This window comes from Novosphingobium soli (assembly GCF_042432915.1).
In the GTDB taxonomy this organism is placed as follows: domain Bacteria; phylum Pseudomonadota; class Alphaproteobacteria; order Sphingomonadales; family Sphingomonadaceae; genus Novosphingobium; species Novosphingobium soli.
Genome location: NZ_JBHLWK010000022.1, coordinates 40557 through 63982 on the forward strand (window position 1 = coordinate 40557; position 23426 = coordinate 63982).

The window sequence follows — 23426 nt, forward strand, 5'->3', positions numbered from 1 at the left end:
GGATGAGGATGTCCAGGCGGATCAGCCTTCGACGCTTGAGCCTCGGCTGCGCAATCGCTCTCAGCCTGTCCGCGAGCGCGGGCGCGCAGGAGGGCGAGGATCATGCCGCGCATCATGGCGCAGGCATGCCGGCCGGCGGGGGCATGTCCGCACCGGCAGAGCCGGGGTCGTCGGACATGGCGAAGATGATGAACCCCATGATGGATCGCATGATCAATGGGGAAGGGGAGAATGAGCACGGCCACGAATCGCGCCGGACCGGCTTCATCTCGCAGCTGCTCGCCTTTCCCGCGCTTGACGAAGCGGCAAGGCAGCGGGTCGCTGCGCAGGCCGGCGAACGGGTAAGCACGGGTCTGGCGATGATCAACGCCGCCTCGGCCGACGGCGCGCGTGCGACCACGGTCTCGGCCCGGCTCGATGCGGCGCGGCGCCTGCGCGAGGGAACCGACCTGTTCCGCTCCGGCACCGCCGCGCAGGGCGCGATCGGGGGCTTGCAGCCGCCCCGGGAGGTCGGGCTTGCCTGGCTGCGCGATCAGCTCGACATCGACCAGGCCGCGCCCGGCCATGCCGATCACTGGTTCGGCATCTCGCCCTCGCACCTCCTTCTCATGCTGTTCCTGGGGCTGGTGAGCGCCACGCTTATCGCGCTGCAGATCTTCCGCCTGCGGCGGATCGGGGCGATCGCCGGCGGTGTCGCCACCGCCAAGGTTCCAGCAAAGCCGGAGCCGAAGGCTGCCCCTCCCGCTACCAGGGTTGCGCCCGCGCCTGCACCCGTTGCCGACAGCGCCGGGCTCGCGCCGAGCAATGCGGCCGCACCCGCTGGGGCGTCGCTGCGCAAGCCCAAAAGCTGGGCGGGGCAGCTGCGCGTGGTCCAGATCGTGCGAGAGACGCCGAGCGTGCTGACCTTCCGGCTCGCGGACCCGACCGCCGACCGGCTGCCGTTCGACTTCCTGCCGGGCCAGTTCCTGCAGGTCGAGGTAGAGCCCGAAGCGGGCAAGACCGCGCGCCGTTCCTACACGATCGCCTCTTCGCCGACCCAGCGGGCCTATGTCGAACTGACGGTCAAGCGCGAGGAGCAGGGCGTGGTCTCGCGATACCTGCACGACAAGGTCGTCGCCGACGATCTGCTGAAGGTCAGCGGACCGTTCGGCGCCTTCACCTTCACGGGAACGGATGCCCAGAGCATCGTGCTGATCGCGGGCGGGGTCGGCATCACCCCGATGATGTCGGTGCTGCGCTATCTCACCGACACCGCGTGGAAGGGTGATATCTTCTTCTTCTACGGCGCACGGTCGACCGAGGAATTCGTGTTCCGCGACGAGCTCGAGCGGCTCGAACGCCGTTTTCCCAACCTCCATGTCGTCGCCGCGATGCAGCGCGCGCCCGGCACCGTCTGGATGGGCCCCGAAGGGCCGATCACGCGCGAGATGATCCTGGCCGCGGTGCCGGAGATCGCGAGCCGGCGCATCCATATGTGCGGCCCGCCGGCGATGATGGGCGCGATGCGCGGCGTGCTGGCGGAACTCGGCGTCCCCGAAGCGCAGCTGCACACCGAGGCGTTCGGTCCGGCCTCGCTGCCGGCCGACCACGAGGATCTCGAGGTCAAGCCCGCGCCCCCGCCAGCGGATAAGCCGGCCCCGAGCGCCGAGGTGGCGCCGAGCACGGTGACCTTCTCCGTGTCGGGGGTGTCGGCGGCCTTGCCCGCGGACGAGACCGTGCTGGAGGCGGCCGAGGGCGCGGGCGTCGAGATCCCCTATGCATGCCGTGCGGGCACATGCGGCGCCTGCGTGGTCAAGCTGCTGCAGGGCGAAGTGACGATGGAGGTCGAATCCGGCCTTGCGCCCGCCGACAAGGCGCAAGGCTATGTGCTCGCGTGCCAGGCGAAGGGGACGGGCACGCCGCTCGTGGTCGAAGCCTGATGCGCGAACGCAGCGACATTGCCGTGGGCCTGCTGGTCGCGTTCCTGCTGCTGTTCCCGTTCGGCTATCTCGTGCATGTGTCGCCCCGCTTTCCGGGTAGCCTGGCCGGCGGGATCATCGGGATCGCAGCGCTCGTGCTGATGCTGCTGACGCTTCCTTATGTCGCGGCCAAGCACATCGCCTGGGTCGACAAGGCGCTCTCCCGGGTCGTCAGCAAGCCAACCCTGCTCGCCATCCACATCTATGCCGGCGTGCTGGCGCCGATCCTGGGTCTGGTCCACGCCGCGCACAAGCTCGAAAGCCCGGTCGGCCTGCTTCTGACCGTCCTCCTGCTGATGACGGTCATCACCGGCTTCATCGGCCGCTACCTGCTTGCCCAGCTTGGTCGGGCGCTGCGCGGACGCAGGTCAGAACTGGCCTCGCTTCGCGCCGCCTTCCTCGAGGAGCCGGCGGCGCCGACGCAGGCCGATACCGCAGCCCCGCCGCTGTCGGGCTGGAAGCGCTATCTGTTCGTCGCCGGGGATGCGTCCGCGGGCCAGCGCCCCCAGGACAAGGCGGGGATCGCCGCAGCGCTGGCCGATACCGAATTCGCGATCCGTGCCGAAGAGGCAACCAACACCCTGTTCGCGCGGTGGCGGTTCCTGCACATCCTGCTGGGCTGTCTCATCTTCGCGCTGCTCGCGCTCCACGTCGGCGCGGCGATCTATTACGGGCTGCGCTGGCTATGAGCTGGCAGCGTCTTTCCTACGCCGTCTTCATCGCAGCCCTGCTGGTGATGGTCGCCGCGGTCGCGATCCGGATGCGATCGGACGCGCCGAGGGATGCCGGCCTGGTGGCGCAGCTCGTCTCGCCCGGCCCGCTCTCGAGCGCGCACCAGTCCTTTGCCGGCCAATGCACGGCCTGCCACACGCCGGGCAAGGGCGTCGAAACCCGGACCTGTCTCACCTGCCATGCGGGCACCGATTTCGGGACGAAGCAGTCGACGCAGTTCCACGCGAAAGCGACGCAGTGCACCTCCTGCCACGTCGAACATGAGGGAGAGCGCGGCATCATCCGCATGGATCACGCCGCGTTGCTCGACATGGCGAAGTGGCGGCAGCCTTTGGCGGGCATGTCGACAAACACTCGAAGCCTGACCCCCGAGACCGCGCTCAATTGCGCGAGCTGCCATGCGTTCCGCGATCCGCACCAGGGCCTGTTCGGCACCGACTGCGCGAGCTGCCACAAGACCGACAGCTGGAAGATCGCCAATTACCGCCATCCATCGGTCAATTCGACGCAGTGCGCCGAGTGCCACAAGGCGCCGCCGAGTCACTTCATGGAGCATTTCAGCATGGTCTCGCAGCGCGCAGCCGGATCGAAGGCGCGCGTCGACCAATGCTATGCCTGTCACGCCACCGACAGCTTCAACAATATCCGCAAGCGAGGCTGGTATGATCACCATTGAGGCCGACTGGCTGAGCGCCTTCTTCCGGCTCGCGGTGATCGGCCTGGAACTGGCGGGCACGCTGACCATCCTGGTCGGCGCGGGGCTCGCAACCTTTCTGTTTGCGCGGCGGGCGAGGGCGGGCGACCGAACCGAGGCCTATAGCGCGTTCCGCTCGGCGCTCGGCCGCAGCATCCTGCTCGGCCTGGAATTTCTGGTCGCCGGCGACATCGTCAAGTCGCTGGTGATCAACCCAACGCTCGACGATCTCATCGTTCTGGCCGGGCTGGTGCTGGTGCGGACCTTCCTGAGCATCTCGCTCGGGGTCGAGATCAACGGCCACTGGCCCTGGGAGGAAACCCGGATGGCGCGGGAGAAGGCGCGTGCGGCGTCGGATGGGTCGCCTGCGACGGCTGAGGCCGCCGGATGCGGCACAGCGCTCAAGGGATAGCAGATGGGAGGTGCATGATGATCGAGAGACGCGAATTGCTGATGGCCGGCGCCGGCCTTGCCGCCGCCGGAACGCTGGCTGTGCCGGCGGCGGCGCAGCAGCATCGAATGGAAGGGATGGCGATGTCGATGACGGACTGCATCGACGATTGCGTGGCTTCGCACCGCATGTGCCTGGAAACCGCCGCTTGGCTGACGAAGCAAGGCGGCGCGTCAGCTACGGCGTCGCTGATCGCCATGCTGAACGACTGTGCGGAACTGTGCCAGGCGACCGCCAACTCGATGCTGCGGGAATCTGCCCTGCACCGCATCGTCTGCCGCGCCTGCGCCGACGCTTGCGAGCGCTGCGCCGAGGAATGCGGACGCCATAGCGCGGACCAGCGGATCGCGCGTTGCTCGGCCACCTGCAAGAAATGCGCGGCGAGCTGCCGAACGATGGCGGACATGTCGAGCTGAGCGGCGCGCTTCGCACGTGCCCCACATAGTCACGTTCAGGCCAGAGCCCCCGGTCACAGCTTGTGTGTCCGACAACTACGCCAGGACAGCGATCATGGCACGTGGCACAAAGTCCGAGTATCCGGCAACGGCGGAAATCATCGCACCCGCCATCGCCGGAGCCTTCCGTGCCGCCACCCGATAGTCGGGTAATGCCGAGCACCATCTTTACGATTGCGTGAACGCTCCACGGTCGATCTGTATTGGAGAAGTCAGTGTCAACCGCCGAATTTGTCAACCGGCTACCCGAATTGCTCCGCCCCAATCCAGCAAGGGTAGTGATCAGACCCTATATGCCGTCGACGGAAACCTATAAATATGCGGTACCGGATCAGCCACGTGCGCAGCGCATCGCCGACCGCGTCCTGGCGCTCGACCCAGCATCGCTCCACGATGAGTTGCAACGCATTCTTGATGATTTCTCGGGAAGGCATCGTGAGGTTCCGTCCCTGTTTTTGCGGCGGTTCCACGAGGTTGATGGCATCATCGTCTGTGATTGCGAGGTCACCCATGAACAGGCGCTCTTGATCGGTCCCCATTTTTGCAACGAATATTCCTATGAGGCAGCAGCGCTTTTCAATCCGAGCATCGTCCTGCATCCTGATCAGTCTGCTGTACCTGAAAACTCTCTCCGATTCATTCTTTCCCTGCGAGGCGTGGGCGAGGGGCATATCTCCTCCGTCACCTTTCGCACCGGGTTTTGCGCCGCGGACGGAACCATAGCAATCAATCCTCCGAGCCCCATGCCGCTCGTACTGGAGACTGAAAACATCTCCGGCGAGGACGGGCCGGACGCGGGCATTCGGATCAAGTGCGATGGCAGCCACGATCTCTCGGAGATCGTGATCTTTCCGACAACCCCCAGCCAGCGTGGTGGCATCGAAGACCTTCGCTTGGTCCGCTTCCTGGACGACGATGGCCGAGCCACCTATTTCGGTACATATACGGCATTTAGCGGCCAGTCCGTCCGGCAGGAGTTGTTGTCCACGCCGGACTTCCGGACATTCGAACTCAGACCGCTGCGTGGGGATGCCACCGGTAGCAAGGGCATGGCGCTTTTCCCCCGACGCATTGCCGGGCACTTTGCCATGCTTGGGCGCGAGGATAACGAAAATATCTGGTTCCTGACGTCCGCGGACATTCACGACTGGAGTGGCGGAGCGAAAGCCATCGAACCTCGCTGGCCTTGGGAGTTTGTCCAGATCGGTAATTGCGGATCGCCGATCGAGATCGACGAAGGCTGGCTGGTCGTAACTCATGGAGTCGGCGCCGTTCGGAACTATTGCATCGGGGCGTGCCTGCTGGACCGTGACGATCCCTCGAAGCTGCTGGCGCGGACGAAGCTACCGCTTTTGCGGTCGGACATGGATGAGCGCGAAGGTTATGTGCCAAACGTAGCCTACAGCTGCGGCGCGATGGTACATAATCGGGTGCTGGTACTGCCTTATGCCATTGCTGACAGCTTCACCACTTTTGCCACTATTCCTCTCGAGCGTCTGCTGGCCGCCATGGATTAGTCACTGTTGCCGACCTGTCCTGCTCTCGAGTCCGAACCATAGTTACACATCGGCACAACAACGATGCCAGTGCGATAATTTATGGCCATCTCAGAGACGGACTTCGCACATTACGTATACAGCAAGGCGGAAGGTGACACCATTTCACGGGCAAGCTCCGGAAGGGGCGACAATCGACCGGGCATATGCTCGATCGAACGGGAAACCCAGACTTGAAGGAATGGATACTTGCGCAAGAAGACGGCAATGATCGCTTCGCTCGCAGCTCTCGGCTTCCTCGCCGTCAGTGCCGGACCGGTGCTGGCGGACGGGATGCCGCCGGGCATGCCCGATCTTGAGGAGACCCTCAAGGCCAGGCCGGCGCCTGCCCAGCCCGATCCTGCCCACATGCAGGGCATGGCTCACGGTAAGGAGCAGATGCACGGCCAGATGATGCAGGGCCATCGAATGGCGATGCGGGATTCGCAGGACCAGGACGGCGCCTCCGGCATGTCACACAGGTCGGACGGTGGTTGCTGACCCTGCCATCATTCCATCAGACGACAAGGTTGACGGACAAGATCATGGCCGCTTTCAACCGAAGCCTTGGTCCGCCGTTCCCACGGCGGGCCAATCGCTTTTCTGGCCGGTCTCAGGACGAGAAAACCAGGCCGGGTCACATTTTTGATCGATCCCGGATCATCATTTTACGCGCCTGCTCCAGCAGGCACACGGCCGATCGGATTTCGATTCGTAACTTACGTATACAGACAGCGTCTCGCTAGCAGCATTGAAGCTTCGGAATTGCCGGGATCGGAACGTCGATCGGGCAACAGGAAGAACACTCGGAGACCCTCAATGCGACAGACGACATTTCTCGCGGCGCCCGTCAGCCTCTTCGCGACGCTAACCTTCGCCGCCGGCACCGCTCTCGCCCAGTCGACGCCCGCGCCCGCGCAGGCTGCGCCGGCCCATGCCCACCAGCAGGGCATGGATCATGGCGGGCAGCAGATGCACGATCAGATGATGAAGGATCATCAGGCCGGCGCGCAGAAGCAGCAGGGGCAACCGGCCCAGCAGGATCAACAGGGCATGTCGGGGATGGCCGGCATGTCCGGCGGCTCGCCTGCATCGAACGGCTCGGGCATGGCCGGTAAGGCGAAGAGTGGCTGCTGCAAGATGCCGATGAAGAAGGCCAAGCCGGCGGCGAAGAAGAAGACCGCCAAGCCCATGGCCGACAAGCCGATGAGCGACATGTGAGGTTTCCAGCCCCGAGAACAGACCCCAGGGGCTGAGGGCCCGCCGTTCCCCCGCGGCGGGCCAGTTCTTTGACGATGCCCAGCGTCGCCCCGTGCTCCCAGCTTTCAAAACCGGGTCCGAGCGTCTGACTTGACAGAGGAAACAGCGATGCGAAAACATCTTGGCGTCGGTGCTGCTGTTGGCTTTCTGCTCTTTGGCAGCACGCCGCTCCTCGCACAGGGTATCGGCCATAGCTTGTTCATGCGCGGCAAGATCGTCCGTATGGATGCGGGCGGCACAGTGGCCTGCCTGGGTAAGGCCGATGGCGCGCACATCGGGCAGATACTCGAAGTCTATCACGCAACGCCGCGCCACCGCCGTCTTGTCGGTCATGTCGAAGTCGACCAGATTTTCGACGACCATTATGCTCATTTCCGCGTGAGGGACGGGACGCTTCAGAAAGGCGATTGGGTGAGCCTAAAGCGCGTCCGGGCGTAACGCCAGAATTGGAATGCCAAGCGCCGCCCTCGCCAAAAGAAGACTCGGCCGAGTAACGCCTGTCTCGGCATAATTCCGATCAGGCGTGCGCGAATACGTTCAGGAGTCGATGAATAGTCATCGGCTCTGTTGGCGTGTCTGACCCTCAAGCCCGCGACCCCGATACCAGACTACCTTCTGCGGAACTTACTTATAGGCCACCCGGGCAAAGAGATTACTCCGTCAGGCCATCGATAGAGATGGAGTCAGGTTATGTTCGAGAAGGCGATCGGGACCATTAACGCGGCGGCCTCCTTCCGACACCGCTATGATAATTTCATCGGAGGCCGCTGGAGCGCTCCTGCGGGCGGCGAGTATTTCGCCGACACGAGCCCGATCAATGGCGCCCAGATCGCAGAGTTCGCGCTGTCGACGCCGGAAGATGTCGAGCGCGCGCTCGATGCGGCGCACGCCGCCAAGGATCAATGGGCAAGGATCGCGCCCGCCGAACGCGCCAGGATTCTCAATCGCGTCGCCGACCGGCTCGAAGACAATCTGGAGTTGCTGGCACTTGCCGAGACGATCGACAATGGCAAGCCGATCCGCGAGACGCGCGCTGCCGACGTGCCGCTCGCGATCGACCATTTCCGCTACTTCGCCGGCTGCATCCGGGCGGAGGAAGGCGGCATCTCGACGATCGATGCGGACACCATCGCCTATCATTTCCGCGAGCCGCTCGGCGTCGTCGGCCAGATCATCCCGTGGAACTTCCCGCTGCTGATGGCGGCGTGGAAGATCGCCCCGGCGCTGGCGGCGGGCAACTGCACCGTCATCAAACCCGCATCCCAGACGCCGCTCACCTTGCTGATGTTCGCCGAGCTCACCGCCGACATCCTGCCGCCCGGCGTGCTCAATGTCGTTACCGGCCCGGGACGGACCGTTGGCCAGGCGATCGCCGCCAATCCGCGCATCGCCAAGGTCTCGTTCACCGGCGAGACCGTCACCGGCAAGCAGATCATGCACGCCGCGGCGGACCATCTGATCCCCCAGACGATGGAGCTTGGCGGCAAGTCGCCCAACATCTTCATGGCGGACGTGCTCGACGAGGACGATGCCTTCTTCGACAAGGCGCTCGAAGGCTTTACTTTGTTCGCCTTCAACAAGGGCGAGGTCTGTACCTGCCCGTCGCGCGCCCTGATCCATGAGTCGATCTTCGACCGCTTCATCGAGCGCGCCGTGGCGCGCGTCGCCGCGATCCGCCAGGGCGATCCGCTCGACCCGTCGGTCCAGGTCGGCGCGCAGGCGTCGGAGGACCAGCTCCACAAGATCCTGGGCTATATCGATATCGGCAAGGCCGAGGGCGCGCAGTGTCTGGTCGGTGGCGCCAGGGCGCTGCCGGGCGGTGCGCTCGACCAGGGCTATTTCGTGCAGCCGACCGTGTTCGTGGGTCAGAACCACATGCGCATCTTCCAGGAGGAGATCTTCGGTCCCGTCCTGTCGGTCACCACGTTCAAGACGGTCGAGGAGGCGATCGCACTTGCCAATGACACCGCCTACGGTCTTGGCGCGGGCGTCTGGACCCGGAGCGGCAACACCGCCTACCGGCTCGGCCGCGCGATCGAGGCCGGGCGGGTCTGGACCAACTGCTATCATCAGTACCCCGCCCATGCCGCCTTCGGCGGATACAAGGCATCGGGCTTCGGGCGTGAAAACCACCGGATGATGCTCGATCATTATCAGCAGACCAAGAATCTGCTCGTCTCCTATGACGAGCACGCGCTCGGCCTATTCTGACCCCCCGCTTAAAAGGAGAAACGGACATGGCGAAAACCATGAAGGCGGCGGTCGTCCGCGAATTTGGCAAGCCCCTGGTCATCGAGGACGCGCCGATCCCGACGGTCGGCCCCGGGCAGGTCCTGGTCAAGATTGCGGCAACCGGCGTGTGCCATACCGACCTGCACGCGGCAGAAGGGGACTGGCCGGTCAAGCCCAACCCGCCCTTCATTCCTGGCCATGAGGGCGTCGGGCATGTCGCCGCCGTTGGTGCCGGCGTCACCCATGTGAAGGAAGGCGACCGGGTCGGTGTGCCCTGGCTCTACACCGCCTGCGGGCACTGCGTGCATTGCCTGGGTGGCTGGGAGACGCTTTGCCACGAACAGCAGAACACCGGCTATTCGGTCAATGGCAGCTTTGCCGAATATGTCCTCGCCGATCCCAACTATGTTGGTCACCTTCCCGACAATGTCGACTTCCTCGACATTGCGCCGATCCTCTGCGCGGGCGTCACCGTCTACAAGGGATTGAAGGCCACCGAGGCCCGACCCGGCGAGTGGGTGGTCGTCTCCGGCATTGGCGGGCTCGGCCACATGGCGGTGCAATATGCCCGAGCCATGGGTCTCAATGTGGCCGCGGTCGACATCGACGATAGCAAGCTCGACCTCGCTACACGCCTTGGCGCCACACTGACGGTCAACGCGCGCAACGAGGACCCTTCGGCAGCGCTCAAGAAAGCCATTGGCGGCGCGCACGGGGCGCTGGTGACCGCCGTTTCGCCCAAGGCGTTCCAGCAGGCGCTCGGCATGGTCCGGCGCGGCGGCACGGTCGCGCTCAACGGCCTGCCGCCGGGCGACTTCCCGTTGTCGATCTTCGACACCGTGCTGAACGGCATTACCGTGCGCGGCTCGATCGTCGGCACGCGGCTCGATCTGCTCGAGGCACTGGCGTTCGCCGGCGAGGGCAAGGTCAAGGCCACGGTCCATGCAGACAAGCTGGAGAACATCAACGACGTCTTCTCCCGCATGCATCATGGCGACATCGAGGGCCGGATCGTCCTCGACCTCGCCTGAAGCCGACTTCGCGAAAGTACAGTTCATGTCTCCCTTACATATCCGGCCGATCGCGCGGCGCCGTTTCGTCCAGGGGCTGGCGATCGGCGGCGCGGTCGCCGGTTTCGCCCCGGCGCTTCTCGCGCGATCCGCACCAACCTTGCCCGCTGAGCTGAGCGGGACCGAGTTCGACCTCGAGATCGCCGAGCTGCCGGTCAACTTCACCGGCAAACGCCGTATCGCGACCGCCGTGAACGGCAGCGTGCCCGCGCCGGTCCTGCGCCTGCGCGAAGGCGACACGGTCACGCTGCGCGTACGCAACGGCCTCAAGGAGATGTCGAGCATCCATTGGCACGGCATCATCGTGCCGGCGGAGATGGACGGCGTGCCCGGCATCAGCTTTGCCGGCATCGCGCCGGGCGAGACCTTCACCTATCGCTTCGAGGTCCGCCAGAGCGGAACCTACTGGTATCACGCTCACACGCTCGCCGAGCAGACGGGACTCTATGGAGCGATCATCGTGGAGCCAAAACAGGTGCCGACGGCGCGGGCGCCCGATCGCGACTATTGCATCGTGCTCAGCGACTGGTCGGACGAGCCGCCGCTGCAGATCTTCCTCAATCTCAAGAAGCAGAGCAGCTACTATAATTTTGCGCAGCCGACCGCCGGCGATTTCCTCAAGGATGTCGGCACCATGGGCTTGGGCAAGGCGCTCGAGCGGCGGCGGATGTGGAACAGCTCGCGGATGAACCCGACCGACTACAGCGATGTCTCTGCCGCGACCTACACCTATCTGATGAACGGCGCGCCGCCCGCCGGCAACTGGACCGGTATCGCCGCGCCCGGCGAGCGCGTGCGCCTGCGCTTCGTCGGCGCGGGGACGGCGACGTTCTTCGACGTGCGGATCCCCGGGGTCGAGCTGACGGTCGTATCGACCGACGGGCAGCCGGTCGAGCCGGTCACGGTCGAGGAATTCCGGATCGGCCCGGGCGAGACCTACGACGTCGAGTTCACCATGCCCGAGGGCGGCGCCCGCACCATCTTCGCGCAGGCGATCGATCGGAGCGGCTATGCGCGTGGCACGATCGCACCGGCCCCGGGCATGGCGGCAGCCGTGCCGCCGCTCGATGCCCGGACCTGGCTCGAGCCGGTCGACATGATGGGCGCGATGGCGACGATGGGCGCAATGGGAGGCGACGCGCATGCCGGGCACGGCATGACCGAGATGCCGGCCAGGGCACGGCACGCCCGCACCGAATATGGCGCCAATACCGATATGCGCGTCGACTATCCGCGCACCAATCTCGACGATCCCGGCGCCGGGCTGCGCGGGCGCGGCTGGCGCGTGCTGACGCTGGCCGATCTGCGCACGCCGGGCGGCGATCCCGACCCGCGCGAGCCCGAGCGCGACATCGAGCTGCATCTGACGGGCAATATGGAACGGTTCATCTGGTCGCTCGACGGCATCAAGCTCAACGATTCCAGGCCGCTTCATTTCAAGCCAAACGAGCGGCTGCGCGTCACCTTCGTCAACGACACGATGATGGCGCATCCGATGCATCTGCACGGCATGTGGAGCGATGTCGAAGGCCCGGACGGCGCCTTCCAGGTCCGCAAGCATACGGTCGTGGTCCAGCCCGCCCAGCGGGTGAGCTTCCGCGTCACCGCCGACGCCATGGGCCGATGGGCCTTCCACTGCCATCTGCTCTATCACATGGCGGCCGGCATGTTCCGGGAGGTGGTGGTCGCATGATCCGGATTTTCCCCTCGCGCGGCATCGCTCTTGGCGCTGCCCTCTTCCTGGCGCCGGCGATCACGGCTCCCGCCCTCGCGCAGGATGCCTCGCCCCCGTCGCCCGCCGCCACCCCTGCCCAAACGACCACTCCCGCTCAGCACACCCCTTCCGCGCAAGGCTCTCAGGACCATGCGGGCATGGACATGCCGGGCATGGATATGACCGACACGAAGGCGTCCGGTAACGGCGCCACGATGGACATGGGCTCGATGCAGGGCGGCCAGGCCCCGCCGGACGCGCGCAACTCGGACGATTATGCCGACGGCTACCGCAACTCGACGCTGCCGGGCTATGAGATGGCCGACAAGCTCTCAATCCCCAAGATACTTGTCGATGAGCTTGAGTTCACCAGCGGCAACGAGGGTCAGGGCGTGGGCTGGACCGTGCTCGTCACCAAGGGTCAGGACAATGACAAGCTCTGGCTGCGCAGCCAGGGGCTCAAGAACTCCCGCGACCAACGTCTCGATCCGGAGAGCAGCGTCGAGGCGCTGTGGTGGCACAGCAAGAACCCGTTCTGGGGCACGCTGCTCGGGGTCAGGCAGGATCTCGGCAAGGGTGCGACCACCTGGCTGGCCGCCGGCGTCGAGGGACTGGCGCCCTATTGGTTCGACGTCCAGCTCACCGGCTATGTAGGAACCGATGGGCGTCTCGCGGCGCGCGCCAAGGCGTCCTATGAGGTCTTGTTCACCAATCGGTTGATCCTTACGCCGCAGGTGGAGACCAATATCTATTCGAAGCGGTCGAGCGATCGGCAGCTCGGCAGCGGCTTCAGCAATGTCGAGCTGAGCGGACGGTTGCGCTACGAGGTGTCGCGCAAGTTCGCGCCCTATATCGGCTTCGTCTGGGAGCGCGCATTTGACGGCACGGCCGATTTCCGTCGCCTGCGCGGGGAAGGGCCTTCCGAACACAGGCTGGTGATCGGCTTGCGCGCCTGGTGGTGATCCGCGGATGGCCACTCGAGGGGTCGACCGCGAACGCGCCGCGTGACAAGGCTGGATCGCAAGCCAACGGTCGCTGGCCGGCCTCCTTTTTCGTCTTGTTGCTCGCGGCGGCTGCGGCGTCGGCGGGACAGACGGCCATTCTCGCCTTCCTTCCGGCACTGGTCGACCCGGCTCGTGGCGCGCTATCGTCAAGCGCTCATGATTTTCATGTCGCGAGCCTGACCGCGGTCCATCCCCTGGCAGCCTTGCTGGCGGCGCCGCTCTGGGGCTGGATCGCGGACCGGGTCGACTATCGGGCGATGTTGCGCGCAGCGCTGGTCATCCTCGCCCTGGTGACCGCGCCGATCGGCCTCGTCGGGCTGCCTGAGCTTTATGCATTGCGCCTGGTGGCGGGGATGGCGTCGGCCGCCATCATACCGTTGGGCTTGCTCTGCGCGAGCTTTGCCGCAAACGAGCGCGCGGACCAGGCGCGGCGCTTCACCTGGCTGACCGCCTTCTTGTTTCTGGGCGATCTCGCCGGTCCGCTGGTGGCGGAGGTCTCGGCCGCGATCCTGCCCCGCGCTCCCCTCATGATCCTCGCTTTCGGCATCGGTGCCGTCGGGGCGGCGCTTTGCGCCGTGCGTCTGCCGCGCTGGTGTGCACCTTGCATCGATGGCGGAGACCTGCCCGCGCCGACGCTCGGCGCGACGCTGATCCTGCTTTTCGTCACGATCGTCGCGGGCGGCGGGCTGGCGGCGATGCATGTCAATCTCCTGGTGACGCGGAGCGTCATTTCGCTGAGCCGCGAAGAGATCGCCTGGATGCTCAGTCTCTGCGGATTGGGCATGCTGGCAGCACAGATCTTCCATGCGAGGCTCGATTGGCTGGTGACCATGCCGAGGCGGCTTGCGGGGCTGACGCTCGGCCTGCTGGCTGCGGCGCTCTTCCTGTTCCCTGTCGCCGCGAGCATGGCCGAACTCAGTGGGATCATCGTTGCTGCCGGCTGGAGCTCGGCAACCCTTCGATTGGTCACCAGCTTCTGGATCAGCGGTGCGGCAGCCCCTTCGGGTCTGAAGCTCGGTCTCCAGCATTCCGCCGCCAGCATCGGGCAGGCGCTCGCGCCGCTGGCGATCGCCGTCGTCGCTCCCGGGGCGCAGCACTTAGTCTTGTGGGGGATTGGTGGTCTGTCGCTGGCGCTGCTTGTGTCCTTGCCGCTCGCCTGGAGGCCGCGCGCCATCGTGAAATCTTCAGCGTGATGAGGGGTAGGGGGCATCAATGCGTATAGATTATTAGGAACCCTATCGCATGCTTCCGGGAGCCGTTCATGAAGACCCGTCTTTCTGCCGCCTTGCTGTTCCTCGCCCTGCCCGGCGCAGCGCTTGCGGCGAATGATGTCGTCGTCCACCGGGACCCGGGTTGTGGATGCTGTGAGAAGTGGGCCCAGGCGCTTCGCGCGAAGCTGGGCCGCACGGTCGTCATGCGCGACGATGCGTCGCGCGGGGCGCTTCAGCGGAGGGCCGGCATGCCGGGCACGCTGGCATCCTGCCACAGCGCGATGGTTGATGGCTATCTGATCGAGGGCCATGTCCCGGTCGCCGATATCAAGCGCCTGCTGGCAACCCGTCCCGTAGGCGTCAGAGGCATTGCGGTGGCGGGGATGCCGATCGGCTCGGAGGGCATGGAAGTGGCAGGCGCCGCCCGCCAACCCTATGCGGTGGTGTCGTTCGGCAGTTCGGGCCAGAAGGTCTTCGCGCGGCATTGATCACGCACGCCTCGGCTCTCGCTGGTGATTTCCTGTTTGAATGACTGGGACTTGCTCGCCCCCACCTGTATAGTCATTTGATGCATGCTCCCGCTCGCCCCCATAGCCGCGCATCCGCTCCCCGGACGAAAGCTGCTTCTGTGGGCGAACCCGCGGTCGACGCTGCCGGTGCGGAGAAGCAACCTCGCTATGTGGCGATCAAAGACAGCATTTTCGAGGACATCCGGGAAGGTCGCCTGAAGCCCGGCGACCAGACGCCGTCAGAGGCCGAGCTCGTCGAGACGTTCAAAGTCTCGCGCATGACCGCAAACCGGGCGTTGCGGGAACTGCAATCGGCCGGTGTCGTGGTACGGCGGGCGGGGCGGGGCAGCTTTGTCGCCGAGCCCCGGCCGATCGGGCAGCTGATCGAGATCCGCAACATCGCGGAGGAGGTGCGCGGCAGGGGCCACGCCTATCGCGCGCGCGTCATTTATAATATCGAGATACGGGCTGATGCGGAAAGGGCAGCTCTGCTGGAAGTCGGCTTGGGCACGCGCCTCTTCCATTCGCTTATCGTCCATCACGAGACCGAATTCCCAATTCAGGTCGAGGAGCGCTTTGTGCTGGCATCTGCTGCGCCACGCTACGGAGAGAGGGATTTCAGCGCCTCGACGCCGAATGAATATCTGACACGTGTTGCCCCGCTCGAGCGAGTAGAGCACCGGGTGTGCGCGGCGATGCCGGATACAGCCATGCGAACAATGCTGGGCCTCGCTGAAGGAGAACCAGTGCTAATGATGACGCGCAGAACCTGGAGTCGCGGACGTCTCGTATCGCACGCTTGGCTCACGCACCCGGGCAATCGGTTCGAGCTATCGGCGGCTTTTTCTGTTGGGACCTAGCGATCAGCCCGCGCCCAACTTGACGGCCGATTTGCGCCTGCGCCGCAACCATCGCACGTCGGCGCGACTGAAGCTCTTAAACAGCAGGTAGAAGCCCGTCCCCGACAGCCACAAAGTACCGAACGCAACGAAGACGATCAGCGGGTGATTGAAGCTGGTGCGGTTCACATAGTCCATATTGTGGAGCATCCAGAAGAAATCCCAGGTGCGCCATGTGTCGCCGCGCATGACCAGGAATCGGCCGGTGTCGGCGGAGATGTAGGCGCTGCTGTTCTCTGCGTCCGCGAAATCCAGTCGCCACATGGTGCCTTCGTGCTCGCGCGCTTCCACATTCGGTTCGGCGAGCAACGTTGCCTTGCGGATCGGTGCTTCATTCACCATCGTCGCGACGTCGCGCGCGACCTGCTCGTCGACCCGAACCGGGGCGCCGCTCGTCGCGTCGATTAGCCGCGTGCCCGTGGTGGATCGAAGCTCGTAGACGGGGCGTGTGGCAAGGGACCGCAAGGCGATGCCGAGCACGGGACCATCAAGAGCGAGCTTTGCCGGCGCAATATAGTCACCGGCAGGTAGGGCGTGCTGATGGCTGGCCTGCGCACTGTGTCCGCCGACCTTCTCCTGATCGAGCAAGGCCATCATCGAGCCGCTCAGAGCCCAAAGGAGAAACTGCACGCCCAGGATCAGGCCGACCCATTTGTGGATGCGCCGAAAAAAGAGCGGGGTGAACCGGATTTTCTTCATGCCTTCTTCTTCCTGCGCCGCGGGAACGACCAAAGCAGCAGCCAAGCCCCGGCCAGCGCCATGGCAAGGGCACTCCAGGTCGCCACGCGCAGCAGCGGATTGTTGACGTCGGAGCGATCGTCATAGTCCATGATGTGCAGCATCCACGCGAAATCGAACACGCGCCACAGCGCATGGCGGCGCGAGATCAGCTCACCGGTCTGCGGAGAGAGATACAGGGTTGGCCGGTTCCAGGCATCGAATTCGACCTGCCAATAGGGAGGCTTGCGCGCCTGCATTTCCAGTGGCGCCGTCGTCAGCAGCCGGGCTGCGACGATGTCCCCGGTGCCGCTGTAGATGCGCCGAGCGGCGGCGCGGATTTGTGCCTCGCTCAAATCGGGGATGGGCTGTCCCGAACCTGCATCGAAGAGTCTTGGACCACCCGAGGTTTGCGCGCGCCAGACGGGCTGATCCATGAACCGTTGCAGGCGGATCTCGGACGCGTCGGGAGCCGATTGAACAATCCGCGCCGGCGGGACGAAGCTCGCAAGGTCGATGGGGGCGACGACCGGTGGGCGGACCAGATCGTCGCCATGGATGATGTCGATATGGACGGCCACCATATAGAAGCCGGTCAGCGTCCAGAGCAGAACCTGGACGCCGACGATCAGGGCCAGCCACTTGTGCGTCCGGCGGATGACCAAAGGCCAGCGAATTGCCATGTGCTGCCCTTCAGAACGCGGTTCGGAAGCCGGCGTAGAAGCGCCGTCCGAGCAGATCATAGGTCATCGTGTCGGTGTTGGCATCGGTGAAGCTCTGGATATAGGGCGCCTTGCGGTCGAACAGATTATCGGCCCCGATCTGGAAACGTGTCTTCTCGTCGATCGCGAAGGCAAGCTGAAGATTGTGGTAGAAGACGTTCGGCGTGCGGTAGCCGATGTCGCCGGCCGATGCGTTGAAGTCGGTCGCCTTGCCGATCCATTGTGTCGACCAGGTCGCGCTGATGCCGTCCTTTTCCGCCGTCAGCACGCCATAACCACGCCATTTCGGATAGCCGCCATTGCCGCCCCCGATAAACCCGTCGAAATAGATCGGCGCGCCGCCGGGGAAGGGGTTTACGACATATTTGTTGAGATAGGTCATGTTGAGATCCAAGGAGATCTTCACCTCGCCCACCGCACCACTGTACACCAGACCCAGATCGAGACCATTCATCTCCTCGCGGCCGGTGTTGATGGGCTGGGCGGAGAGGTAAGTGACCTCGCCGGTCAGCGCGCTGCGCGTAAAGTCGCTGCAGAACGGGTGCGACAGGTTCTGGCTCGCATAGCAGACTGCGAGCTTGGTCGAGCCGGGAATGGCCCGGATCGCGTCCTTGATCTTGATGTCGAACCAGTCTGCCGTCAGCGACAACCCTGGGATGATGCCGCGCGGCGATATCACCGTACCAACGGTCCAGGTCGTGGAGCTTTCGGGCCGAAGGCTCTGGTTACCGCCCACTGTGGTGAGGATCGTGGTGCCGAGCTGCGTATAGTTGGCCGGCACACCGGACGCCTGACAATTGGCGATCAAGGTCACGTTGCCGCTGGAGGTGTAGCGCGAGCAGGGATCGGTCGTGGTCAGATTGCCTTCCGAGACGCCGCCGAAAAGCTCCGGCACGTTGGGAATGCGAAAGCCCGTCCCATAAGTGCCGCGCAGACGGATGCTGTCATTGACTACCCAGTCGGCACTGAGCTTGTAATTCCAGTCGCTCCCGAAGAGATTATAGTCTGAGTAGCGGACTGCGCCATCGAGCGTGAGCGCCTTGGCGAAAGCTGTGTTGGCAAGCACCGGCACCGATAGCTCGAGATAGGCTTCCTTGGCGGTGCTCGAGCCCGAAATAGGATCCTGCTGATTGACGTTCGCCACGCCGAGCACCGTCAACGGGTCGGGATCGCGCCAGCCTTTTTCGCGCCGATAGACCACGCCGGTGGCGAAGGACACCGCGCCGGCTGGAAGGGAGAAGAGATCGCCGTTGAGGTCAGCCGTGACCGTGCCGAGTTCGTTGCCTCCGCGATCGCGCGAGGTGAACAGAATATAATCCAGAACCTGAGGTGTCAGGTCTCCGAACCCAAGATAGTCACCGCAGGGGATGGCCGCGCCCGCCGTGCTGGAGCATTTGCTCCTGTCGAGCGTGTTCGCGACGCGCTCGAGATTGGCGATGTTGGTCGAGCCGTCGACGGCCGTGTTACGCCCGAAGCTGCCCGCGACTTCCCAGGCCCAGTCGTTCGCCAGCTTGCCGCGCAGCCCGAAGGTGCCTTGCCAGGTATCGGTCTCCTGGAAGAAGTGGCGCGCGCCGGGTTCGGCGAGGCGGCGCTGGGCCAGGACCAGGTTCTGGCCGGTCGGATTGGTCGGATTGCTGGCTGGTATCGAGAGATTGCGCAGCGTGCCGGGTGTCGCGATCTGATTCGACTTGCGGAACGTATAGAGGAACTCGCCGAACGCCTGGATACCGTCGGTCAGCGCATAGTCCGCGAAGAAGGCCGTGCTGACGCGCTCGACTGGGCTGACCGCATTGAGAAACGGGTTCGAGTTGAAGTTGTGCTTGGCGGGACTGTAAGGCTCGTAGAAGTTCCCGTTCCCTCCGGGTACCTGGTTGAAGTTGATCTGTTGGCCGTTGGGCAGCACCGCGCGTCCGCCGATCGTCGAGGCGCTGTTGACGCAGCTCAGCGAGCCCGGCGTCGTTTCAGCGAGCGAGCAGGGCGCACGCGAGGCCATGTTGACGGCGCTGGTCTTCTGGTAGGTGACTGCTGCCATGAACCCGCCACGATCGTTGCGAATGCCCCAAAGTAGGTCCGCGGTGAGATCGGAGCCGTCGCCGCGCTCGGTAATGCCTTGTCGGACGCTGAGACCCAGGCCTTCATAATCGGTGCGCGTGACAAGGTTGACCACGCCGGCCATGGCATCGGCCCCGTAGATAGCGGACGCGCCATCCTTGAGGACATCGGTGCGTGCCAGCGCCACGACCGGGATCATGTTGAGATCGGGTGAGGAATTGGCGCCGGTGCCGCCCGCGACGAGGCGTCGGCCGTTGAGGAGCACGAGTGTGCGCTTGATGCCGAGGCCGCGCAGATTGACCTGAGCAGTGCCATAACCGTTGTTGGTCCAGTAGGCCGATGTCTGGTTGCCCGCGAAGCCGACATTGGCCGGCAAACGCTGCAAGGCGGTTTCGATATTGACGATGCCGGTATTTTGGATCTGCTCGGCGGTGACCACGGTGGCCGGTCCAACCCCGGCCAGATCCTGCCGACGGATTCGTGAGCCGGTAACGACGATGTCGCTGTCATCCCCCAGGACTTGTGCTTTTGGCTGCGGTGTCGGATCGGCCTGAGCGAGAGCCGGCGCGGCGTAGCCCGCGACGATGGCGGCGCTGCCGAGCAGGGCCATCCTGATGGTCATGTGCAATCCCCCTGACGTTTTAGAACAGCCACAGACAACATCAGTTGTATATACAGGGCAACAGTATTTTTCCTGTTTTTCCAATACCTTATTCTCGTGAAATTTAGATATAGATATAGCTATAATACGCACGCCAGACGTCGAACCCTCATGACTGAAGAGATATTTTTGCGAGCGCTCATTTGCAAAGCTGCTGAGATAGGAGATAGAATATCATATCGTAATACAGCCTCGCACGCTTCGATTTGATGATCGGGACATTTGGCCGGCAAGAATGCGAAGCGGCATGATCACATGTTATTGGTGTCGGCGTGATATACCTAGGTATAGCGCTAGAGATGCTCCGGGAACATTAGTCCTTTGCTGAGCTTGCACGCGCCAGGGAAAGTAATACCGATGCGGACCGCATTTGATCCTCGTTTCCTGGATGTGTCGCGCCTTCTTCCGGATTGAGCCGCAGGTTCGCCTTTTGAGGCAGATGAAACGACTCCTGACGAAACGTCGTGCGACGAGTCCGGCGACCTGAGATCGTCGCGCAGCCACTGGGTCACTTGGCGATGATCCAATCCGGTTCGGCAGTGGCGGCGCAGTCCTCGAACGTCGATCGCATCCGCGGAGCCGACGGGCCGGCTTGTGCATGAGCCGCCCTGATTTTGCCGCTGGGCAGTACGGCAGGTTGCGAAAAATGCTTGCTGTGTCCCGGTCGGCGCGCGGGCGTGCAGCTCGCGCCTCGCACGATCACACGCGCAGCAGTCGCCCCACCGCCCGCATGATCGTCGCCCGGCGCGCCGCGTGCTCGGCAGCGTCGCGTGCAGCTCCGGTCATGCACCAGAGCTGGGTGAGGGCGGCGACAAGCCGGACGACATCCAGGGGCGTGAAGTCGGCGACGATCCGCCCCTCGGCCTGCGCCGCTGCGATCCCGTCCAGCTTCTCCCCGAGAAGGACCTCGCCGGCCGGGAGCATCAGAACATCCTGGCCACGCTCCAAATGATGCCAGGTCAGCAGCCTCCACAGGCGCGGGCGTTCGACCAGCAAGTCATAGGTGCGCCCCGCATAACCCTCAAGATCATTGGGATCGAAGCGATCGGCCTGCGCCGCGTCCATCACTTCCTGCGTCAGCGCGGCATCGAAGAGCGCCTCCTTGTCCCCGAAATAGGTGTAGAGCATCGGCTTGCTGATACCCGCCGCCTGCGCAATCCGGTCGATCCGCGCGCCCGCCAGCCCATGGGACGCGAACTCCTCGGTCGCTGCAGCCAGGAGCGTCTCGCGGCTCTGTGCGGCATTCCGCCGGGTTCGTTGCTTCATCACACCTCCAAGCATTGACGCATTCCAGGTTTCAAGTTACCTACCAGTTGGTAATATATGGAGTAACATATGTCCAATCACTGGTTTCTCACGGGCGCGTCCAGCGGCATCGGCCGCCATCTGGCCGAACTGATCCTGGCCGCTGGCGACGACCTTACCGCGACGGCCCGCAAGCCCGAAAGCCTCGATGATCTCGCGGCGAAATATCCGAGCCAGCTGCGCGTCGAAGCGCTCGACGTCACGGTCAAGGACGATATTGCTGCGGTCGTGGCCCGGGCGCAGGCGCGTCGACCCGTCGATATTCTGGTCAACAACGCCGGCGGCGGCGTGATCGGCGCCACCGAAGAGATGTCGGACGCCGAGGTCGAAGGCCAGATCGCGCTCAATCTCATGGCGCCCATCCACATCACCCGCGCCTTTGTCCCCGCCATGCGGCTGCGCGGGAGCGGCCGGATCATCCAGATCTCCAGCGCTAGTGGTCAGGGCTCGCTTCCGACGAGCAGTCTCTATCATGTGGCCAAATGGGGCCTGGAGGGCTTCAGCGAATGCCTCCGCCAGGAGCTTGAACCCTTCAACCTGTTCGTGACACTGATCGAGCCGGGCGGGGCGCGCACCAGCTTCAGCCACAATCTGCAATTCGCCAGCGAGATCGCCGCGTATCGCGATACGCCCGCCGGCCATATCCGCAAGATGTTCGAGACCGCCGGAAACGAGCTCTACACGCTCGACCCGCAAAAGATCGCGCAAGCGATCGTTGATGTCGCAACCAGCGACCATCCGCCGCTGCGCGTGACTCTGGGGGGTGACGCTTTCGGCGTTGTCCAGGCGGCGCTGCAATCGCGGCTCGCCTTTCTGCAGTCCCAGGAAGCGCTCGCGCGCTCGGTCGCTTTCGACAGTTGAGCTTTTCCGTCTTCCAGCTTTCGTCTCCGCGCGGTGCGACGCGCCTCACCGGGGCCCGGCAACCCTGTCGTCAGCGCCGTTATCCGATACTTAGGTATAGTCATCCGACACGATTGCAGAGGCGCCACACGGGCAATCGCTTGGTACCATCGCAAGAGAGGAAAACCCTCGCGGTCGCCAATCAAGGGTGCGCAGACCTTCGCAGTCTGCGTGCCCTTGATGTGGCAGCGCGCCGCCCAGCCACGCGCGTCATGAACGGGAGCGGCCTTCTGCGAAACCCAACGCTCCGCCGCATTTTCTATAAGCTCTCGCTCCAATTGCTGCGCGCCGCCTTCTTCTTCCTGCGATTGGGCTTGAAGAATGACGAGTGTTTGTGCGCGCGTCTCAATAGGCGAGGCACACGGCTTCCGGTCGCCGCCGCCGTTCTTTGTCACAATGGCAAACGGCTACGGCCGGCGACCCTGATCGATCCGGCGTGCGAGCACGTCGGCAAGGATGACTTCGTGTGGATCAAAATGTCCCAGCCCAGCGAAACAGAACTTGCCGACATCGCCGGGAATTACGGCCTTCACCCGCTTGCCATGGAAGGTGCCGACAACGGCCACCAGATTTCGAAGCTCGACGATCACATGCTCAGGGTTGAGAGCGCCATCACCGGCATCCGCGACATCCTGATCTCGGTGTTCGAGGCGAGTCACCTGCTCGAACAGCAGCGCCAAGGTGCGATCACCCGTTAGCTTGCCGCCCGGGCTGCGATCCTCGCGGTGCCTACCGCGATTGCCGGAATCTACGGCATGAATTTCGAGAATATGCCCGAACTGAAGACGCAATGGGGATATTTCGTCATCCTCGGCGTCATCGCTGCGGTCTGCATTGGGCTCTACATCCGGTTCAAACGTAGCCACTGGCTTTGACGGCGCAGATCGGCTTTCCACATCGCGCCGGGCTGAGGCTGCCGGGGGCCGGCCGCCACAATTCAATGCTTTCGAAGCGTCTCGATGCGGTGCCGGTCCAACGCTTCGAGCAAAGCCCTGCCGATCAGCGGCTTTGCGAGAACATGATCGAAGCCCGCCTCAGCGGCCCGCGAGGCCAGCAGCGTGTCATGAAAGCCTGAGATCATGATCGCGCGTCCCGACCATCCGATCTCGCGAAGGTGACGCAGCATCGCGAATCCGTCGATGTCGGGCATGCGATAGTCGAGGATGACGCAGTCTGCCTCCTTCGCGCGGGGGTCGGCCAACAGCGCGTGGCCGGTCGTATATCCCCACACGGCATAGCCGCGCGATCTCAGCAGCAGCTGGAGGCCACGCCGCACGCCGGGATCGTCGTCGGAGACGAGGATGGTGTATCTGCCATCATGCTGAGTGGAACGGACCGATGGCAT

General features: G+C 64.2%; 22 protein-coding genes and 1 pseudogene. 18 read left to right on the forward strand and 5 right to left on the reverse strand.

Going from position 1 to position 23426, the window contains the following annotated elements; translation table 11 throughout:
* The first annotated feature begins 8 nt into the window (after positions 1-8).
* From ACFFJC_RS17210 to hutC, 16 genes are all read left to right on the forward strand, one after another.
* Positions 9-1919, forward strand: coding sequence for a 2Fe-2S iron-sulfur cluster-binding protein (locus tag ACFFJC_RS17210; protein WP_030089529.1), 1911 nt, complete (start codon positions 9-11; stop codon positions 1917-1919).
* Entirely contained in the window at positions 1919-2647 is a 729-nt protein-coding gene (locus ACFFJC_RS17215) for a hypothetical protein (protein WP_007406424.1), read from the forward strand. The genes ACFFJC_RS17210 and ACFFJC_RS17215 overlap by 1 nt, the downstream gene beginning before the upstream one ends.
* Positions 2644-3366, forward strand: coding sequence for a hypothetical protein (locus tag ACFFJC_RS17220; protein WP_007406380.1), 723 nt, complete (start codon positions 2644-2646; stop codon positions 3364-3366). Before ACFFJC_RS17215 ends, ACFFJC_RS17220 begins: the two co-directional genes overlap by 4 nt.
* Complete coding sequence (locus tag ACFFJC_RS17225; protein WP_007406411.1) at positions 3353-3796, forward strand: DUF1622 domain-containing protein; 444 nt, start codon at positions 3353-3355, stop codon at positions 3794-3796. Before ACFFJC_RS17220 ends, ACFFJC_RS17225 begins: the two co-directional genes overlap by 14 nt.
* 14 nt (positions 3797-3810) lie before the next feature.
* On the forward strand, positions 3811-4251 hold the full coding sequence (locus ACFFJC_RS17230) for a four-helix bundle copper-binding protein (RefSeq protein ID WP_015449267.1): 441 nt from the start codon (positions 3811-3813) through the stop codon (positions 4249-4251).
* A 254-nt stretch (positions 4252-4505) separates the two neighbouring features.
* A complete protein-coding gene (locus ACFFJC_RS17235; protein WP_446686267.1) occupies positions 4506-5807 on the forward strand; it encodes a glycoside hydrolase family 130 protein in 1302 nt (433 codons plus the stop codon).
* 228 nt (positions 5808-6035) lie between these two features.
* A complete protein-coding gene (locus ACFFJC_RS17240) occupies positions 6036-6326 on the forward strand; it encodes a hypothetical protein (RefSeq protein WP_007406388.1) in 291 nt (96 codons plus the stop codon).
* Positions 6327-6644: 318 nt separating this feature from the next.
* Positions 6645-7046 (forward strand): hypothetical protein, encoded by a 402-nt coding sequence (locus ACFFJC_RS17245; RefSeq protein ID WP_015449265.1) that lies wholly within the window; start codon positions 6645-6647, stop codon positions 7044-7046.
* A 147-nt stretch (positions 7047-7193) separates the two neighbouring features.
* A complete protein-coding gene (locus ACFFJC_RS17250) occupies positions 7194-7523 on the forward strand; it encodes a hypothetical protein (protein ID WP_004212674.1) in 330 nt (109 codons plus the stop codon).
* A gap of 252 nt (positions 7524-7775) precedes the next feature.
* Positions 7776-9296 carry an aldehyde dehydrogenase family protein gene (locus tag ACFFJC_RS17255; RefSeq protein ID WP_015449264.1) on the forward strand — a complete coding sequence of 507 codons (1521 nt, stop codon included), beginning with the start codon at positions 7776-7778 and terminating at the stop codon, positions 9294-9296.
* 26 nt (positions 9297-9322) lie between these two features.
* Positions 9323-10348: an alcohol dehydrogenase AdhP gene (gene adhP, locus ACFFJC_RS17260; RefSeq protein ID WP_004212676.1), complete on the forward strand. Its 1026-nt coding sequence runs from the start codon at positions 9323-9325 to the stop codon at positions 10346-10348.
* Between the two features lie 25 nt (positions 10349-10373).
* Positions 10374-12080 (forward strand): copper resistance system multicopper oxidase, encoded by a 1707-nt coding sequence (locus ACFFJC_RS17265; RefSeq protein WP_015449263.1) that lies wholly within the window; start codon positions 10374-10376, stop codon positions 12078-12080.
* The gene (locus ACFFJC_RS17270; RefSeq protein ID WP_379488693.1) at positions 12077-13063 is read left to right on the forward strand and encodes a copper resistance protein B; all 987 of its coding nucleotides are present in this window, start codon (positions 12077-12079) and stop codon (positions 13061-13063) included. Before ACFFJC_RS17265 ends, ACFFJC_RS17270 begins: the two co-directional genes overlap by 4 nt.
* Positions 13057-14298, forward strand: a complete 1242-nt coding sequence (locus tag ACFFJC_RS17275) for an MFS transporter (protein WP_015449261.1) — start codon at positions 13057-13059, stop codon at positions 14296-14298. The genes ACFFJC_RS17270 and ACFFJC_RS17275 overlap by 7 nt, the downstream gene beginning before the upstream one ends.
* Positions 14299-14366: 68 nt before the next feature.
* Positions 14367-14804 (forward strand): DUF411 domain-containing protein, encoded by a 438-nt coding sequence (locus tag ACFFJC_RS17280; protein WP_004213035.1) that lies wholly within the window; start codon positions 14367-14369, stop codon positions 14802-14804.
* Between the two features lie 191 nt (positions 14805-14995).
* Complete coding sequence (gene hutC / locus ACFFJC_RS17285) at positions 14996-15685, forward strand: histidine utilization transcriptional repressor HutC (protein ID WP_230588639.1); 690 nt, start codon at positions 14996-14998, stop codon at positions 15683-15685.
* A gap of 3 nt (positions 15686-15688) precedes the next feature.
* Here the strand turns inward: hutC and ACFFJC_RS17290 are convergent, their stop codons facing one another.
* The 4 genes from ACFFJC_RS17290 to ACFFJC_RS17305 all read right to left on the reverse strand — a co-directional run bounded on the left by ACFFJC_RS17290 (position 15689) and on the right by ACFFJC_RS17305 (position 21142).
* Positions 15689-16423, reverse strand: coding sequence for a PepSY domain-containing protein (locus ACFFJC_RS17290; RefSeq protein ID WP_004213137.1), 735 nt, complete (start codon positions 16421-16423; stop codon positions 15689-15691).
* A complete protein-coding gene (locus ACFFJC_RS17295) occupies positions 16420-17124 on the reverse strand; it encodes a PepSY domain-containing protein (RefSeq protein ID WP_015449260.1) in 705 nt (234 codons plus the stop codon). Before ACFFJC_RS17295 ends, ACFFJC_RS17290 begins: the two co-directional genes overlap by 4 nt.
* A gap of 10 nt (positions 17125-17134) precedes the next feature.
* Positions 17135-19837, reverse strand: coding sequence for a TonB-dependent receptor domain-containing protein (locus tag ACFFJC_RS17300; protein ID WP_379488694.1), 2703 nt, complete (start codon positions 19835-19837; stop codon positions 17135-17137).
* 738 nt (positions 19838-20575) lie between these two features.
* Positions 20576-21142 (reverse strand): TetR/AcrR family transcriptional regulator, encoded by a 567-nt coding sequence (locus ACFFJC_RS17305; RefSeq protein WP_015449258.1) that lies wholly within the window; start codon positions 21140-21142, stop codon positions 20576-20578.
* Positions 21143-21211: 69 nt separating this feature from the next.
* Here ACFFJC_RS17305 and ACFFJC_RS17310 point away from each other — a divergent pair, with 69 nt between their 5' ends.
* Positions 21212-22042, forward strand: coding sequence for an SDR family oxidoreductase (locus ACFFJC_RS17310; protein WP_037479754.1), 831 nt, complete (start codon positions 21212-21214; stop codon positions 22040-22042).
* A 611-nt stretch (positions 22043-22653) separates the two neighbouring features.
* Positions 22654-22956 (forward strand): annotated as a pseudogene (locus ACFFJC_RS17315) (CorA family divalent cation transporter); the annotation flags it as partial.
* A 62-nt stretch (positions 22957-23018) separates the two neighbouring features.
* Here ACFFJC_RS17315 and ACFFJC_RS17320 read toward each other — a convergent pair.
* Positions 23019-23426 carry a response regulator gene (locus tag ACFFJC_RS17320; protein ID WP_016743851.1) on the reverse strand — a complete coding sequence of 136 codons (408 nt, stop codon included), beginning with the start codon at positions 23424-23426 and terminating at the stop codon, positions 23019-23021.